Source organism: Ruegeria conchae (genome assembly GCF_000192475.1).
GTDB lineage: Bacteria > Pseudomonadota > Alphaproteobacteria > Rhodobacterales > Rhodobacteraceae > Ruegeria > Ruegeria conchae.
In genome coordinates this window covers 240664-255691 of record NZ_AEYW01000014.1, presented here as the reverse complement: position 1 = coordinate 255691, position 15028 = coordinate 240664, and the positions used below count along the sequence as shown (strand labels likewise).

Below are 15028 nucleotides of genomic sequence, written 5' to 3'. Positions count from 1 at the left end.
CTTTGGACTCCCTGCAAAAGTAGGCCGAACGAATTCAGACCCGTCCGCATATGCGACCCGGGGCGGAATCAGGTACTTTCTTTACGGTAAATATTTATTCATTTCGGTCAACCTTTGAATTTCAGAGACATTGAAGGAAAGAACATTTATCGCGCGATGGCACCATCGGATCACGCGTAACGTTTGCGCCCCGCGCTGAGCCCTAACAACCAATCCTCGACGATGCGTCGCTCGGGAAATGATTTTTGCGTTGGGCTCTTCAGAAGAAAATATCCCGACTGCGTTCGTACCGATATGTCCTGGATTGGTCTGACCAACGCACCGCTTTCAAGCAGAGGGTCAACAAGATGGGCCCAACCCAGTGCGATGCCCAAACCATCAACAGCTGCTTGTATAGAGAGAGGATAGGTGTTGAAGGCCACAGCGCGTTCCATCAATGAGGTGGAAATTCCATTGCTTCCAAGCCAAGTATGCCAGGTCATCCATTCCGCATGGCTGCTGGTCACCTCAATCAGATCCAATTCCGGCAGCGCGGATAGTACTGCCGCCTTCGGATTACTTTTGAGATAATCAGGGCTACACACCGGGAAAACGGTTTCCCCGAACAAAAGCTGCGCTTCATATCCGGGCCAATCCCCTTCCCCGCGCAATATCGTCAGATCCATAGAATCAGACAGGCACTCCGCGTCGCTGTCCGAAGACACCAGCGAAATACGGATGCGGCCATTGGATTTGTTGAACTTACGCAGTTGCGGCATCAACCAGAGCGACGCGACAGAGTTGGTCGCAGAGATAGACACCGTATTGGCCTGATGTTTGGCCAACATATCACGGCTGACGTCTCGCATCAGATCCAACGACTTTTCAACTGTCGCCAGCAATATGGCCCCTTGCTGTGTCAACGAAACCGACCGATGACCTCTGACAAACAAGGGTACGTCATAATGTTGCTCCAACAGACGTACTTTGCGGCTGATTGCTGTTTCCGAAATGTTGAGCACCTTGCTGGCCTGCGCGAAACTCTGGGCCTTGGCGGCCGCTTCAAAAGCCAAAAGGTAGTCGAGCGGTGGAAGAACCTTCCCGGTAACTGGTGCTTTCTTTGGCATCTGACGGCGGAACCCCAATCTGAAGCGGATTGCAATCAAAGAGTATTCGCCTGCGTCGACTGGAAACCGATCAGGCAACTGACTGTTAAGATAGTAAAAAACTGAATTAGCCTCAAGATTTTATGGGCAACGCCTCTCAAATTTCTGTTCTGCGTTTCGTGCAAATTTGGGCAGAATACGCAAATTCGGGGCCGGAAGAGCCCTCAATCCAATATCGAACGTCACTCAGGGAGCAATCATGAAACTTTCAAACCTACTTTCTGCTGCAACCTTGGCAGCGGTAGCGGGCACCGGTGCGATCGCAGAAGACAGCAGCGATCCGATCGTCATCCCAATTCACAACTGGTCCAGCCAGATCGTGATGTCTTACGTGGTCGGCCAGTTGTTCGAAGAGATCGGCGATAATGTCGAATACGTCACGACCGACAGTCAGGCGGTCTACGAGTCGGTGCGTCTGGGCGACGTCACGCTTGAGATGGAAGTCTGGGAAGGCGCATTTGGCGCATCTTTCCGCGCAGCTCTGGAAAAGGGCGGTCTGCATGATGCAGGCGACCACGATGCCGTCACCCGCGAGGACTGGTGGTATCCGATGTGGACCAAAGAGTCCTGCCCCGGCCTGCCCGACTGGAAAGCTCTGAACGACTGTGCGCATCTGTTTGCAACAGCGGAAACCGGCGACAAAGGCCGATATCTGGACGGTCCGGTTGACTGGTTGAAGCATGGTAAAGAGCGTGCCGAAGCGCTGGATCTGAACTTCACCGTTATCAATGCGGGTTCGGCGGCGGCCCTGTGGGCTGAAATTGGCGCAGCAGAAGCGGACAAGAAGCCGGTTCTGGTCTTCAACTGGACACCCAACTTTGCCGAAGCTGTCTGGCCCGGTGAGTTTGTCGAATTTCCTGCCTGGGAAGATGGATGCGACAAAGACCCATCCAAAGGTCCGAACCCGGATGCGCTGTATGATTGTGGTAACCCGGCAACCGGTTACCTGAAAAAGGCCGCTTGGGATGGTATGAAAGACAAATGGCCTGCTGCCTACTGTGTATTGACTGAAATTTCTTTCACAAATCCGCAGATCGCGGAGATGGCCAAGCTGGTCGATACGGACGAGCTGGAACCGGAAGATGCAGCGGCCGAATGGCTGGACGCAAACCGCTCTGTTGTTGATCCCTGGATCAGTGCCTGCAGCGGATAATCCGGTCATACGCAACGAAACTGGCGCGGCCTTGCTGATCTCATTGAAGCAAGGCCGCGCTTAACAAGAAAGAAAGGCAGCCATGTCAGCCACAGCGCCTGTAATCTCAGCCCAAAATGTCTGGAAATTGTTTGGGCCTTCGCCCGAGAGCTATCTGAAGTCCATGCCGGCTGGCCGTAGCTTCGACGAGATTCGTGCGGACGGCTACATTGCTGGGGTCAAAGACGTCTCGATTGAGGTTGGCCGGGGCGAAATGCTGGTCATCATGGGACTGTCCGGATCAGGCAAATCAACTCTGGTGCGGTGCTTTTCGCGCCTGCACGACATCACCGGCGGTACGATCAAGGTTGATGGTCAGGATATCATGGGCCTGAGCGAGCGTGACCTGATCGAATTGCGACGCAACAAAATGGGCATGGTATTTCAGTCTTTCGGCCTGCTGCCGCACCGTACGGTCTTGGATAACGTTGCCTTCCCGCTGGAAATGCGCGGTCAGGATCGTCACGACCGGCGCGAACGTGCGCTGGAAGTCATCAAGCTGGTCGGCCTTGAGGGCCGCGAGGAATACTTCCCACGCGAGCTTAGCGGTGGGCAACAGCAGCGGGTCGGCATCGCCCGGTCCCTGGCGATTGAACCGGATATTTGGTTTCTGGACGAGCCGTTCTCGGCCCTTGATCCGTTGATCCGCCGCGAAATGCAGGATGAATTCCTGCGGCTACAAGAGATGTTGGGTAAAACCATTGTCTTTATCACCCATGATTTTGACGAAGCGCTGCGTCTGGCGGACCGGATCGCGATCATGCGCAATGGCGCGGTGGAACAATGCGATACGCCGGACCAGATCGTCATGAACCCCGCCACGGAATACGTGGCGAAATTCACCGAGGACATCGACAAAGCCCGCGTAGTGCATGCGAAAGGGCTTGCGAAACCAGTCAACGGACACGCTTTGGAAGGCGCACCAATCAATGGTGGCGCAACGATCCACGAACTTGCGCGGGTTCTGGTCAATGACAACCGCATCCTTTTGCCGGTTGCAAATGACAAAGGCGTTGTCACCGGTGTACTGGAGCGCGACACCGCACTGAATGTCCTGCTCGGAGCCGAATAATGGCGACGCTGTCGACAGATCTGACAGAGACATCAGACACGCCATGGGGACGTTCCCGTGTACTTACTGTGCTGCTTGCCGTGGCCTTCGCACTGATCCTTGCCAAGGCAGTTGGTATTCTGCCTGAATGGCTAAACCGCATCCCCGAAGCCGCCATCCCACCCACAGCGCAGGTTCTGGACGCAGTTTTCAGCTTCATCCAAAATGACCTTGGCTTGATTTATGTAACCCGCTTTATCGCGGAAGGTCCTCTAGAGTTTCTGCTGGACACGTCAGCAAACCTTTTGGAAGGCAAGCGTCGCTGGCCCTATCTGGGACCAATCCCATGGTCTGCGATTGCCGCCGTCGCTGGGGTTGTTGGATACGCTGTCGGTGGATGGCGGTTGGCTGCCCTGGGCGCTGGAACCTTTATCTGGACGGCTGCGATCGGTCAGTGGAAGATCGCCATGCAAACAATGTCCGTGATCGTCGTCGCGGCGCCTTTGGCGTTCCTGCTGGGTCTGGCGCTTGGTATCGCCGCGTGGAAATATGGCTGGTTCGAGCGGATGTTGAAGCCCATTCTGTCTGTGCTTCAAACCCTGCCCTTCTTTACCTATCTGCTACCCGCTGTGATTTTCTTCAAGGTGGGGCCAACCGCTGGAGCCGTTGCAACAATTACCTTTGCCATCCCGCCTATGATCTTGATGACAACGCTGGGGCTAAAAAAGGTCAGCCCTGAAGTGATCGAGGCGGGCCAAATGTCCGGCTGCACTCGCTGGCAGATGTTGCGCCATGTCTATGTTCCGGCAGCACGCACCGAAATCCTAGTCGGCGTAAACCAGGTGATCATGCTGTGTCTAGCCATGGTTGTTCTGACCGCCTTTATTGGCATGCCCGGTCTCGGTGCCAAGCTGTTGGCTATGATGGGCAGCTTCAAACTTGGAAGATCGTTCGAGATCGGTGTTACGATTGTTCTTCTAGCCGTAACGCTGGATCGGATGTCCAAGGCATGGGTGGTCAAGCAACCTGTTCACTTTGAACGTGGGACACCCTGGTGGAAGCGGTATAAGATTTCACTGGTCGCACTGGGTCTATTCATTGGTTTTATTCTGCTGTCGCAGCTGTTTCCGATCCTGGCCGAAGTTGGTCGCAAACAGCACCTGAGCCAAGGCAAGGAAATTGATGTGGTGATCAAGTCGTTCCTGGCGATCGAGGCTATCAAGGAAACAACTGAATGGTTGCGCTGGTTCCTGAACGTCAAGGTTTTGATCCCGTTCCGGGACACATTGCTGGCGATCCCGACCCCCGCCTTCATCCTAATAGTCGTTGCCTTTGCATATTGGATCGGTGGTCGCCGCCCAGGTATATATGCGGCGGTTTTCTTTACCATCGTCGCATTCTCGGGTTGGTGGGACCGATCTGTGATCACTCTATACACAGTTATTTCGGCTGTTGCTCTGGCCACCTTGATTGGCATACCGCTCGGCGTAATCGCAGCCCGATCAGAACGTTGGTCAAAAAGCATCCTTCTGGCCTGCGACACAGCACAAACTTTCCCCAGCTTCATCTATCTGATCCCGGCAATCATGCTGTTCGGCGTTAATGACGTAGCTGTTGTGTTCTCGATCCTAATCTTCGCCGCGGTACCATTGATCCGGTACACCATTATTGGCCTTAGCAGCGTACCTTCAGAAATGACCGAAGCGGCAGACATGTCTGGATCAACGCGGAGGCAAAAGCTGATGTCAGTCCAGTTCCCGCTGGCACTACCGACAATGGCAGTTGGGTTCAATCAGGCCATCATGTTTGCCTTCTTCATGGTCATCATCGCGGCCTTCATCGGCACTCAGGATCTGGGACAAGAGCTGCAGCGAACGCTGGCCGGTACCGAGTTGGGCAAAAACTTTGTCCTCGGCCTGAACGTGTCGCTGATGGCTCTGACCTTTGACATGGCCATCAGCAGCTGGACGGAACAGCGCAAGAAGCGATTGGGGCTCGATTAGGATGTCACAACAGCAAAACATGCGTACGGTCACCCGTTTCGACGATACCGGCTTTATCAGAATGCAGATGAAAGACCGGCCCGACGCACAGGTCTGGTGGAAGAATGTCAGCTTTGACGAGGATACCGGGCAAGGCAGCTATCTGATGAAGATGGCGCCGGGCGCACGCTCGAACCCCCACATCCATCGCGGTCCGGAAGAGTTCTTTGTCCTCGAAGGTGACCTGACCGATCACGACGGGTTTCGTTATCACAGCGGAGATTTTGTCAGCTTTCCCGCCGGGTCTAGCCACTTTTCGCGCACCGAAACAGGATGCCTTTTGGTGGTCATGCACCGCGGCGCGACCGAAGCTATTCAGGAAGGTGCATTATGAATGTGAAGCCGGTCTTCGAAGTGCCGTATGAACGCAGCGGGGTTCTGGCTCCTGGCCTTCCAATCCTGCCCCATGGCACGGAACGTCATCCCGTCCCTGGCACAGGATCGCGTGCGGTTCCGGTGTCCAAAGGCGACACGATCACATTGTTGGATCGCGATGGGATGCAACCCGCCGAGATGGTGTTCTTTGCCCCGGATCGAAGCTCGGACGCTGCCATGCTTGGCGCGCAGGGGCACGGGCGACCAGAGGGGCTGATTGCAACTCTGGCGAATGGCTCGGCTTCGGGCAAGAAAGTGCTGCGCGCGTTAGAGGTTGCTGGTTTCGACATCGGACGCGGGGATGCAGTCAGGGCTTTCTCAGATGGATCACGCCCCGGCGACATGGTGCACTTCGTGGCGGAAAGTGACGGTCTTCTGATCGTCGCCGCACCAGGCGAAGCGATGCGCCCTGAAGACAATAACCCACCGACCGACATTATCCTGTACATTCAGCGTGCTGCTCCCGGCTTGGAAAAACCCGACGTGGGCCCGCCCGATCCGCTGGCCGACCCACTTAAGGATATCAACATTCAGCCTGGCAACGCCAAATCTTATGAGGTCAAAGCCGGAGAGTTCATCCAGATCGTGGATATCAGGGGCCGCGAATGCTCAGACTTTCAGGCGTTCAGCCGACGTGCATTGGATCAGGGGATCGAGCGCGAGATTGATCCCACCACGACACGCAGCCTGATGGGCAGCTTGTATCCGCAACCGGGTATATTCTCGAAATACTGGTCAGTCGATCAGGAACCCCTGGTTGAGATCGTGCAGGATACGTGCGGTCGTCACGACACGTTCGGGCTGGCCTGCACAGCAAGGTACTATGAAGATCTGGGCTATCCTGGCCATGTCAATTGCTCGGACAATATCAACAAGGACCTGAGCCAATATGGCATCCGTCCCCGCGCAGGTTGGTCCGCGATCAACTTTTTCTTCAATACAATGCTGGACGATAGCAATGCCATCGGTATGGATGATCCTTGGTCGCGACCCGGAGATTTCGTGCTGCTGCGCGCACTGACGGATCTTGTCTGCGTCAGTACCGGCTGCCCCTGCGACATCGACCCGGCCAATGGCTGGAATCCAACCGACATTCAGGTGCGAACTTATAAAGCGACCGAGGATTTTAAACGGTCCTACGGCTACAGAAAATCTGCGGAGGCGGATGTGGAAGAAACCAAGAAAACAGCATTTCACGACTGCTTTGCACGTCATACCCGTGATTTTGTCGAATATAATGGATATTGGCTGCCTAATACGATGACCAATCATGGCGCAATCGCAGAGTATTGGGCCTGTCGAGACAAAGTCGCCGTAATGGATCTGAGTCCACTGCGCAAATACGAGGTTGTTGGCCCGGATGCCGAAGAACTGATGCAGCTTTGCGTGACCCGCAACATGAAGAAGCTGAGCGTCGGTCAAGTTGTTTATACGGCAATGTGCTATGAACATGGCGGTATGATCGACGATGGCACTATCTATCGGCTGGGTGAGACCAACTTCCGATGGATTGGTGGCAACGACACCAGCGGTTTGTGGCTGCAGGAACAAGCGCGCAAGCACAACATGAATGTCTGGGTTCGAAACTCTACAGATCAGTTGCACAACATCGCGGTCCAGGGGCGATATAGCCGCGACATCCTCTCACAGATATTCTGGACGCCGCCGCAGCAGCCGACCATTGAAGAATTGCCTTGGTTCCGGCTTACAGTGGCCCGGGTCGGGGATGTGCGCGGCACCTCGGTCGTGATTTCCCGAACCGGATATTCTGGCGAGTTAGGGTACGAAATCTTCTGTCACCCTAAGGACGCTGTCGAGATTTTCGACCGTGTCTGGGAAGTTGGTCAGGATTATGGAATTGCCCCTCTTGGCCTTGCCGCCCTCGACATGTTGCGGATCGAAGGCGGCTTAATCTTTGCCGGGTCCGAATTTGACGACCAAACCGATCCGTTCGAGGCTGGGGTCGGTTTTACCGTCCCATTGAAATCTAAGACCGATAACTTCATAGGGCGCAGCGCAATTGAGGAACGCAAGGCTCACCCTCACCGCAAACTGGTCGGGTTTGATATAGAAGGTGGAACAGTTCCTTCTCCAGGCGATTGTGTACGTATCGGAAAAGCGCAGGTCGGTGAAATCACGAGCGCGATGAAATCACCCATCTTAGGCAAGGTCATCGCCCTCGGGCGGGTTGCATCAACCCATGCACTCGAGGGGCACGATATTGAGATCGGCCAACTGGATGGGCAGCAAAAGCGCTTGAAGGCAAAAATTGTTCCGTTCCCGCATTTTGATCCAGCAAAAGAGCGTGTGAAGGGTGTTTACCTAAGAAACGATTTCCCGGATGCGGCTGAATGATAAATTGACAACCAAGCAAACGGCCAAAGTTGCGGTCGTTTGTTTTCTGGGAATTGTCATGGCTACTTCGCCCGAATCCGGCTTCGCAGGATTATGTGACAGGGTTATCGCACTTGAAAACTACAACACCACCGGTTTCTCGCCCAAAGGAGCAATGTGCGAACCGTATGTCGGCCTGGTCAATGTACAAGGCATTTCATGCCGATGGGAGTTTCCGTTCCGAGACGCCGAAGCCAATCGCACATTCAACGACCTATGGACCGAAGTAACACGTTGCAAAGACGGAACTCAGAAACAACACGGTAGTTCCGTTAACCACCCTGACAGCTACGTGCAGAAGGAATTTATCACCTCGGACCGTCTTTATCGCGTCGCCCAAAAAGACAAGGGCCAAATCAATCGCACATTGGTGTTTTTGAGTCTCGAACTTCGCAATTGACGCAGCCGACGTACCTTTGTTCGCTAGATGACTAAGGATAGAGTAGTGCATGCTCTGCCATCTTCGATCGTCACGAAGCCCAAGTGCCGGACAACAGAACAGGCAGTGGCGCGAGCTGTCAGCTCAGGTGTTCTGATATGGACCAATTTCTTTGCTGACTCGGTCGCCGAACTTGCGGATGCTGATAGTTAGACCCTTTGCGGCGGGATGGTATGTTAGTCTAACAGATCGCACGAGTTGATCACGTTCGAAGAAGGTCGAAAGGGGCGGGATCTGGTTGTGTCGCAATCTTTTGACCGAGGTTGACGAAATTGCGTGCCCTGGTGCTTGTTGCTTTCAAATCAATCACGGGCAAGTTTTAGAATGATTTCTTTGAAAGGCTGCCACTTCCCAAAGGATTTGGTTTTGTACGCTGTGCTTTTCTATTTGCGCTACACTGTTTCCTATCGCGACCTTGAGGAAATCATGGCTGAACGGGACGTTTCCGTCGATCGCGCCACATTGAATAGATGGGTTGTAAAAATTTCGCCGATGATCGCTGCGCGCGCGCAATCGAAAAAGCGCCCAACACAGAAATCCTGGAGAATGGACAAAACCTATCTCCGTGTGCGCGATAAGTGGGTGTATCTCTATCGGGCTGTCGACAAAGCAGGGAACACCCTTGATTTTATGTTGTCTGAGCGAAGGAACGGTCCCGCAGCAACCAGGTTCTTTGCCAAAGCGCTGTCATCAAACGGAATCCCAGACAAAGTCGTCATCGATAAGAACGCAGCCAACGCAGCCGGCATTCGAGAAGTGAACAGGATTCTGAAGTGGTTAGGTTGCCAAGCTAAGGTTTAGACAATCAGGTCCAAATTTTTGAATAACATGATCGAGCGGGATCATTGGTTCATAAAACGGCGCGTTCGACATATGTGTGGGTTCAAATCCTTCGCATCCGCGTCCGCTACGCTGGATGGCATTGAAGTAGCCACTATGACCCGAAAGCAGCAACTCTCCAGCGCAGCAAACCCCATCAAGGCGCGCCGCACCAACTTGATACTTGAGTGACGTGTTCTGATTGCGACCGTTAAAAGAAATATACGCACACATCCTGACATTTTAAAAACGCAGTTTGCAGTTTTGAGAATTTGGCGTGTTGGTCGCTTGGCGACACGCCGTACTAGGTAACCCCCTCAAATCCCAATGAAAAACTAGAATGTGCTAAAATCAAGACTTGCCGCACACATCGTGAATATCGCATTACGGCAAAATAGTACCTACAATTCATTGAGAAACTTATAGTTCGTGCTGTGGAAACAAACCGTTTCGCACAAACTTGCGGCTTTACGGGAAACCCCGAATATCGTCCAACTCGCAAAACCCGTATTTTGGGTTCAAAAATACCACTCACCCCCTCGAGTCTAAGGAGAGGGGCCGGCTTCTACCCCCTCAGCCAGCCCCTCGCACCACCTCTCATTTCCACACACTGGTGACAGATGGTTATCGTCAGAAGCGAATTTTGCCAGTGCATTCCTTTCTACGGCACACCAACTGTTCTTCAGCCATTATTTGCAAGTTCTTCTTGGGTATCCTCGTTGGAGGTTTGATCCTCTCCCACAGTTTGATCAATGACTTCTTCATTGTCTTCGCTGTCGGCATGGGCAGCTTCGCTATCGGTTGCGCCGAGCGTAGCTTTTACTGCTTCTTCGTCGGGATTAGAGGATCGTACTGCGTCTAGGACGCGGTCTTGTTGCTCCGCAGCCAAAACATCGTCTTCAGAAAAGTCACCCTTGTAACTCCCCAGGAGGCTTGCCTCTGCTTCATATACTGCCTCTGCGGCAGCCAATTGATCCTCGGTTGGGCGCTCAATCGCATTCCCATCATCTTTCAATATTGCGTCGTGCGCATCTTTAACCGCTTGAGCGTCTGCCAAATCTTCAGGGTCAGTCACACCCGGGTTTGCCATCTCATCGGCAAGAACCTTCTCAGCTTCTTCCAGCGTCATAGAGGCAGTGTCCAAGTAATCGTAAGCTGCAGCAATATCCTTAACGTCTGCTGGGCTTAAAGCGTAATCTTCACCCATGACATGATTGAAATTCGCGTCGGCAACGGCCAGGCCAGCGGCTAGGCTGACTGGCCCTGTACCCTTCGCATACTGACCGTTCGCAATATGCGCGAGCTTTGCATTGATGCTGGAATTAATCGCACCATTCAGTTTGCCAAGATTGCGTGGGGCGAGAGTGCCATCGTCGACAATTTTTGTTTTCTTGCTTTGCGGCTTCTGTATTGGCTTAACAGTAGACTTGTTTGCGCTCGTTGCTACCGGTTTGGTTTTATTACCTTTGAATAGGCCCTTGATCCCGTTCTTCTGTAGATTGCGGCCTAGCGTTTGAAAATCTTCTTTGACAGCCCGGCCCAAACGACCGCTGCGTTTTGACTTATCACCTTTGTTAGCGGACTTTCTGCTTTTCCGGTTCAGCTTGCTGTCTGAGCCCGCCCCACTCTTAGCGCCCTTGTCGCCGCCTTTGCCGCCTCCATTTCCGCCTTTTTCACCACCTTTGCCTCCACCATTTCCGTTGCCGTTTTTCGCATAGGCGTAATCGGCTGTGAGAACGGTCGCGATGGGTGCGGCTACGAATGCAGATAACGCGAGTGCGGAAACGCTTACTCTCAGAAAGTTCAACAAAACAAAATTCCTTCTCGCTCTCATCATCTAAACCAAAGCGCTATTGCCACCGGATTAACCAAGATTGTCGGTGGAATGAGTTCAGATTACGGCAGTTTTCCGGCTTCCCAGAGTTGTTATTTTTAACCGAAGATTAACAACTTCGCCCTTACGACACTTAGGGCTGATGCGGGTGTGCTTGGTTGATGGAACGGTTGGGTGAATAGGCATTTGCAGCATCTGTTCATCCGTTTTCACAAGCTTCCGACATCACTGCATGGGTGCGATCTATGACATGCCGCACCTCTGCAAGAAACCGATCTTCATGATGGGTGACCAGCCACTGATCATGTTCCAGATCGTCAATCAAAGGTGAGACCGGTTTCAGGCCCGGCTGGGTGTTTCCAATGAAAGTTGGCAGAACCGCCCGGGCAAGACCTGCATTTGCAAGCTCAAGCGCATTTTGCGGCGCCGTCACTTCGATTGCGTCGTCCTCTTGCGCGTGCGCCCGCAGCCATCTGGACGAGGGTGTTTTGGACATCACGCGCGCCCAGGTCGAAATGCTCTCATCCGCAGCATAGACCGCAAAACGAACTCGCCCAATCTTGCGACCCGCCAGGCCAATCTCTTCTGGTCGGCGGTTTCGAATGCCGATCGCGGCTTCCCGGTGTCCGATCTTTAACACCTCTTCTGACGAGATGAATCGCAGCCGAACCGGCATTGAACGGGTAAGCCTTCCGACCGCGCCGATCAAAACCTTTGTCACCCAACTCCCGGCCGAGATTTTGACCAAAGGTGGCGCGGTGGCAAGGCTGCTTTCCGTGACAGGTATGACACGCGCTTCGATTCCTTCGACCTTCCTCAAAAGCGCTTGCCCGTCTTCGGTCAGGTCATACCCTCGCGGTTTGCGGTGAAACAGTTCGCTTCCCAGGTTGCGCTCAAGCTCGATCATGCGCCGACCCAGGGTGGGTGCGCTCTTGCCGGTCTGTTCAGCGGCTGGTCCAAGCCCGCCCGCTCTGGCAACCGCAAGGAAAAGCCGCAAGTTGTCCCAGTCAAAGTTACCTTCATCCATGAAATGAAGATTACATTCTGTGTTATTGATGAAAAGAGAGTCGCGGCTTTATTTCTGGAGGATCAGTCAAGAGGGCCACAGATGAACTTTCTCAACACCGAAATCTCACCCCTTGGCATGGGATGCTGGCCGATCGGCGGCAAGATGTATTGGGGCGAACAGTCGCTGGGTTACACCCGATCGGACGACGAAACCTCTATTCGTACGATCCACGCCGCACTGGATGGTGGAATCACACTTTTTGACACCGCTGCCGCCTATGGCGCGGGGCATTCTGAACGTTTGTTAGGCAAAGCGTTAAGGCACCGGCCCGACGCCCTGATTGTCACAAAGATCGGGGTTGGGATCGATGAGGCAAGCAGGCAGATTTCGTTTGACCCCTTCACCCCGGATCAGGTGGGCCCTGCCGTAGAAGGGTGCCTGTCGCGGCTGGAACGGGATCGGATCGATCTCTTGCTGTTGCATGTGAACGATATGCCAATTGCCCAGGCGGAGGCGGTGTTTGACGAACTGGACCGGCTTAATGAGGCTGGCAAGTTGCGCGCCTATGGTTGGAGCACCGACCATTCCGAAAGTGCCCGTGCGGCCTCAACACGAGATGGTTTTGAGGCGGTGGAATACGTGTTGAACGTCTTTTTCGATGCGCCCCGCATGCAACAGGTTGTCCAAGAGGAAGGGCTATTATCCCTAATACGCTCACCTCTTGCGATGGGGTTGCTCTCGGGCAAGTACAATCGGAACAGTGTCATGGCACCAAACGACGTACGCGCATCCGGTGAAAGCTGGATGGAGTACTATTCGGATGGAAGGGTAAACCCTGATTTCATGCAAAAACTCGAAGCGGTTCGGGATCTGCTGACCACCAATGGCCGAACGCTTGTGCAAGGGGCTCTCGGGTGGATATGGGGCCAATCTGAAACATACGTACCGATTCCGGGCGCTCGGACAGAAGAACAAATTGAAGGCATTTCGGGAGCACTGACCTTTGGTGCCTTGCCAGTTGAAGCAATGAACGAAATAGAAAGCTTGATTTCGCGCAATCCCAACGAGCCAGACCGTCCCAGGTAACTTTAAGAACTGTATCAAATCTGTGCGCTTGCCGCGAATGTCGGCAACGCGGGCTGCTAACGCGGCATTTCAGATTTCTGTTCAAGGTCTGCTTAGGGCCGTCCGCATCGGAGCGACATAAGGCCAACAGGTCGCGGTTATGTGTTGCACCCAGAGATACGATCATTCGCGTGAATTCGTCCCACTATCTGAGTTCATTCTTTCGTCCAGCGTCTTTAATAGCTTGTTCAAATCTTCGACTTCCGCCGGAGATAGCCCCCGCAAAAGGTGATGCTGTGTTTCGACATGATCGCCAACGGCATCCTCGATTGTCGCAAAACCGGTCTCGGTCAAGCGGATCAGAAACCCGCGCTTGTCTTCGGGGTTTGGCACTCGCTCGACAAGGCCGCGTTTGACGAGTTGGTCGATACGATTGGTCATTGTTCCAGAGGTCACCATGGTCAGGTCCAGCAACTCGCCAGGGGATAAGCCATCAGGTTTACCCGATCTGCGCAGGGTCGCCAGGACATCAAAGCTGGCGGCGTTTAACCCATGTGCCTTCCAGGTTTTATCCATTTCACTTCGGAGCTTGGTAGCCATACGAGATAGCCGGCCGATGATTTCCATCGGTCCGACATCAAGGTCGGGCCGGGCCTTGTTCCATTGAGCAATGATGCGGTCTACGTGGTCCATGCATACATATTGCGGGATTATATCTTGACGTCAAGATAAAGCAGTATATCTTGACGTCAAGATAATGGAGATCTGCGATGAGACATCTCGACATTGGAATCACAGCCATTGCGCCATTGGTATGGGGCAGCACCTACTATGTGACGACGGAGTTTCTTCCTGCCGGGTATCCGGTGACGATGGCCGCCCTGCGCGCTCTGCCTGCTGGCCTGCTGCTGCTTGTTTTGGCTCCTCGATTGCCGAAAGGTAATTGGTGGCTGCGCATCTTTATTCTTGGCGCGCTGAACTTCACGCTTTTCTGGGTCTTTCTTTTTATCGCAGCCTACCGGTTACCGGGGGGAGTCGCGGCTACCGTCGGTGCTGTTCAGCCGCTGATCGTCGTATTCCTTGCCGCACCGCTGCTCGGGACCGCAATCCGAGCAGCGTCGGCGCTGGCCGCCTTGATCGGCATCCTAGGTGTTGGACTGCTCGTCTTGGGGTCCGGCATATCGCTTGATCCAATCGGTTTGATAGCCGGGATTTGCGGAGCGGCCTCAATGGCCGCAGGTACAGTCCTGACCCGGAAATGGCAGCCTCCCGTGTCGCTACTTACCTTCACCGCGTGGCAACTGACCGCTGGCGGTCTGTTGCTGGTGCTTCTGGCCGTCTTCATCGAGCCGCCTCTTCCTCCACTGGATGCACGAAACCTCTCCGGCATCTTTTACCTTGCTCTCATCGGGGCTGCGCTCACCTATATCCTGTGGTTCCGCGGCATCTCTCGGATAGAGCCAGATGCCGTCTCCGTACTTGGTTTTCTGAGCCCGCTTTCCGCCGTCCTGATCGGCTGGGCATTGCTGGGTCAGGCGCTGACACAGATGCAGATCACTGGGGCCGCGCTTGTTTTTGCCGCAATTTGGCTTGGACAAAGGGCGGGGCGCGTCCACTCGCCCAACCTTCCGAAACATCCCATCCGTAATCCAGTATAAAGGAA

The 15028-nt window shown here is 53.9% G+C and carries 12 protein-coding genes and 1 pseudogene; 9 read left to right on the top strand and 4 right to left on the bottom strand.

The window, feature by feature from the left end; all coding sequences use genetic code 11:
• Positions 1-170 precede the first annotated feature (170 nt).
• Positions 171-1106, bottom strand: a complete 936-nt coding sequence (locus tag G7G_RS0115855) for a LysR substrate-binding domain-containing protein (protein ID WP_050806471.1) — start codon at positions 1104-1106, stop codon at positions 171-173.
• 238 nt (positions 1107-1344) lie between these two features.
• On the opposite strand from G7G_RS0115855, the gene G7G_RS0115850 reads away from it, so the two are divergent.
• The 7 genes and pseudogenes from G7G_RS0115850 (at position 1345) to G7G_RS23195 (ending at position 9649) form a co-directional block, all read left to right on the top strand.
• Positions 1345-2298, top strand: a complete 954-nt coding sequence (locus G7G_RS0115850; protein WP_010442423.1) for an ABC transporter substrate-binding protein — start codon at positions 1345-1347, stop codon at positions 2296-2298.
• A gap of 82 nt (positions 2299-2380) precedes the next feature.
• The gene (locus G7G_RS0115845; RefSeq protein ID WP_010442422.1) at positions 2381-3409 is read left to right on the top strand and encodes a quaternary amine ABC transporter ATP-binding protein; all 1029 of its coding nucleotides are present in this window, start codon (positions 2381-2383) and stop codon (positions 3407-3409) included.
• Positions 3409-5391, top strand: coding sequence for an ABC transporter permease (locus G7G_RS0115840; RefSeq protein WP_010442421.1), 1983 nt, complete (start codon positions 3409-3411; stop codon positions 5389-5391). Before G7G_RS0115845 ends, G7G_RS0115840 begins: the two co-directional genes overlap by 1 nt.
• A 19-nt stretch (positions 5392-5410) precedes the next feature.
• A complete protein-coding gene (locus G7G_RS23200; protein WP_158005277.1) occupies positions 5411-5764 on the top strand; it encodes a cupin domain-containing protein in 354 nt (117 codons plus the stop codon).
• Positions 5761-8160, top strand: a complete 2400-nt coding sequence (locus tag G7G_RS0115830; RefSeq protein ID WP_010442419.1) for a trimethylamine N-oxide demethylase — start codon at positions 5761-5763, stop codon at positions 8158-8160. The genes G7G_RS23200 and G7G_RS0115830 overlap by 4 nt, the downstream gene beginning before the upstream one ends.
• A 58-nt stretch (positions 8161-8218) precedes the next feature.
• Entirely contained in the window at positions 8219-8599 is a 381-nt protein-coding gene (locus tag G7G_RS0115825; RefSeq protein ID WP_139056614.1) for a hypothetical protein, read from the top strand.
• A gap of 363 nt (positions 8600-8962) precedes the next feature.
• Positions 8963-9649, top strand: a pseudogene (locus G7G_RS23195) (IS6 family transposase).
• 490 nt (positions 9650-10139) lie between these two features.
• Here G7G_RS23195 and G7G_RS0115815 read toward each other — a convergent pair.
• Positions 10140-11267, bottom strand: coding sequence for a hypothetical protein (locus G7G_RS0115815; protein WP_010442416.1), 1128 nt, complete (start codon positions 11265-11267; stop codon positions 10140-10142).
• A gap of 223 nt (positions 11268-11490) precedes the next feature.
• Positions 11491-12318 (bottom strand): LysR family transcriptional regulator, encoded by an 828-nt coding sequence (locus G7G_RS0115810; RefSeq protein WP_010442415.1) that lies wholly within the window; start codon positions 12316-12318, stop codon positions 11491-11493.
• Positions 12319-12399: 81 nt separating this feature from the next.
• On the opposite strand from G7G_RS0115810, the gene G7G_RS0115805 reads away from it, so the two are divergent.
• Positions 12400-13386, top strand: coding sequence for an aldo/keto reductase (locus G7G_RS0115805; protein ID WP_010442414.1), 987 nt, complete (start codon positions 12400-12402; stop codon positions 13384-13386).
• A 162-nt stretch (positions 13387-13548) separates the two neighbouring features.
• On the opposite strand, the gene G7G_RS0115800 is transcribed toward G7G_RS0115805, so the two are convergent.
• Complete coding sequence (locus tag G7G_RS0115800; RefSeq protein ID WP_010442413.1) at positions 13549-14058, bottom strand: MarR family winged helix-turn-helix transcriptional regulator; 510 nt, start codon at positions 14056-14058, stop codon at positions 13549-13551.
• 77 nt (positions 14059-14135) lie between these two features.
• Between G7G_RS0115800 and G7G_RS0115795 the strand changes: the two genes are divergently transcribed.
• Positions 14136-15023: an EamA family transporter gene (locus G7G_RS0115795; RefSeq protein WP_010442412.1), complete on the top strand. Its 888-nt coding sequence runs from the start codon at positions 14136-14138 to the stop codon at positions 15021-15023.
• The last annotated feature ends 5 nt before the right edge of the window (positions 15024-15028 follow it).

What these genes read in the sequence shown, in the direction of transcription:
- G7G_RS0115855 (WP_050806471.1), bottom strand. Translation starts at nt 1,106, where the DNA reads ATGCCAAAGAAAGCACCAGTTACCGGGAAGGTTCTTCCACCGCTCGAC.
- G7G_RS0115850 (WP_010442423.1), top strand. Translation starts at nt 1,345, where the DNA reads ATGAAACTTTCAAACCTACTTTCTGCTGCAACCTTGGCAGCGGTAGCG.
- G7G_RS0115845 (WP_010442422.1), top strand. Translation starts at nt 2,381, where the DNA reads ATGTCAGCCACAGCGCCTGTAATCTCAGCCCAAAATGTCTGGAAATTG.
- G7G_RS0115840 (WP_010442421.1), top strand. Translation starts at nt 3,409, where the DNA reads ATGGCGACGCTGTCGACAGATCTGACAGAGACATCAGACACGCCATGG.
- G7G_RS23200 (WP_158005277.1), top strand. Translation starts at nt 5,411, where the DNA reads ATGCGTACGGTCACCCGTTTCGACGATACCGGCTTTATCAGAATGCAG.
- G7G_RS0115830 (WP_010442419.1), top strand. Translation starts at nt 5,761, where the DNA reads ATGAATGTGAAGCCGGTCTTCGAAGTGCCGTATGAACGCAGCGGGGTT.
- G7G_RS0115825 (WP_139056614.1), top strand. Translation starts at nt 8,219, where the DNA reads ATGGCTACTTCGCCCGAATCCGGCTTCGCAGGATTATGTGACAGGGTT.
- G7G_RS0115810 (WP_010442415.1), bottom strand. Translation starts at nt 12,318, where the DNA reads ATGGATGAAGGTAACTTTGACTGGGACAACTTGCGGCTTTTCCTTGCG.
- G7G_RS0115805 (WP_010442414.1), top strand. Translation starts at nt 12,400, where the DNA reads ATGAACTTTCTCAACACCGAAATCTCACCCCTTGGCATGGGATGCTGG.
- G7G_RS0115800 (WP_010442413.1), bottom strand. Translation starts at nt 14,058, where the DNA reads ATGGACCACGTAGACCGCATCATTGCTCAATGGAACAAGGCCCGGCCC.
- G7G_RS0115795 (WP_010442412.1), top strand. Translation starts at nt 14,136, where the DNA reads ATGAGACATCTCGACATTGGAATCACAGCCATTGCGCCATTGGTATGG.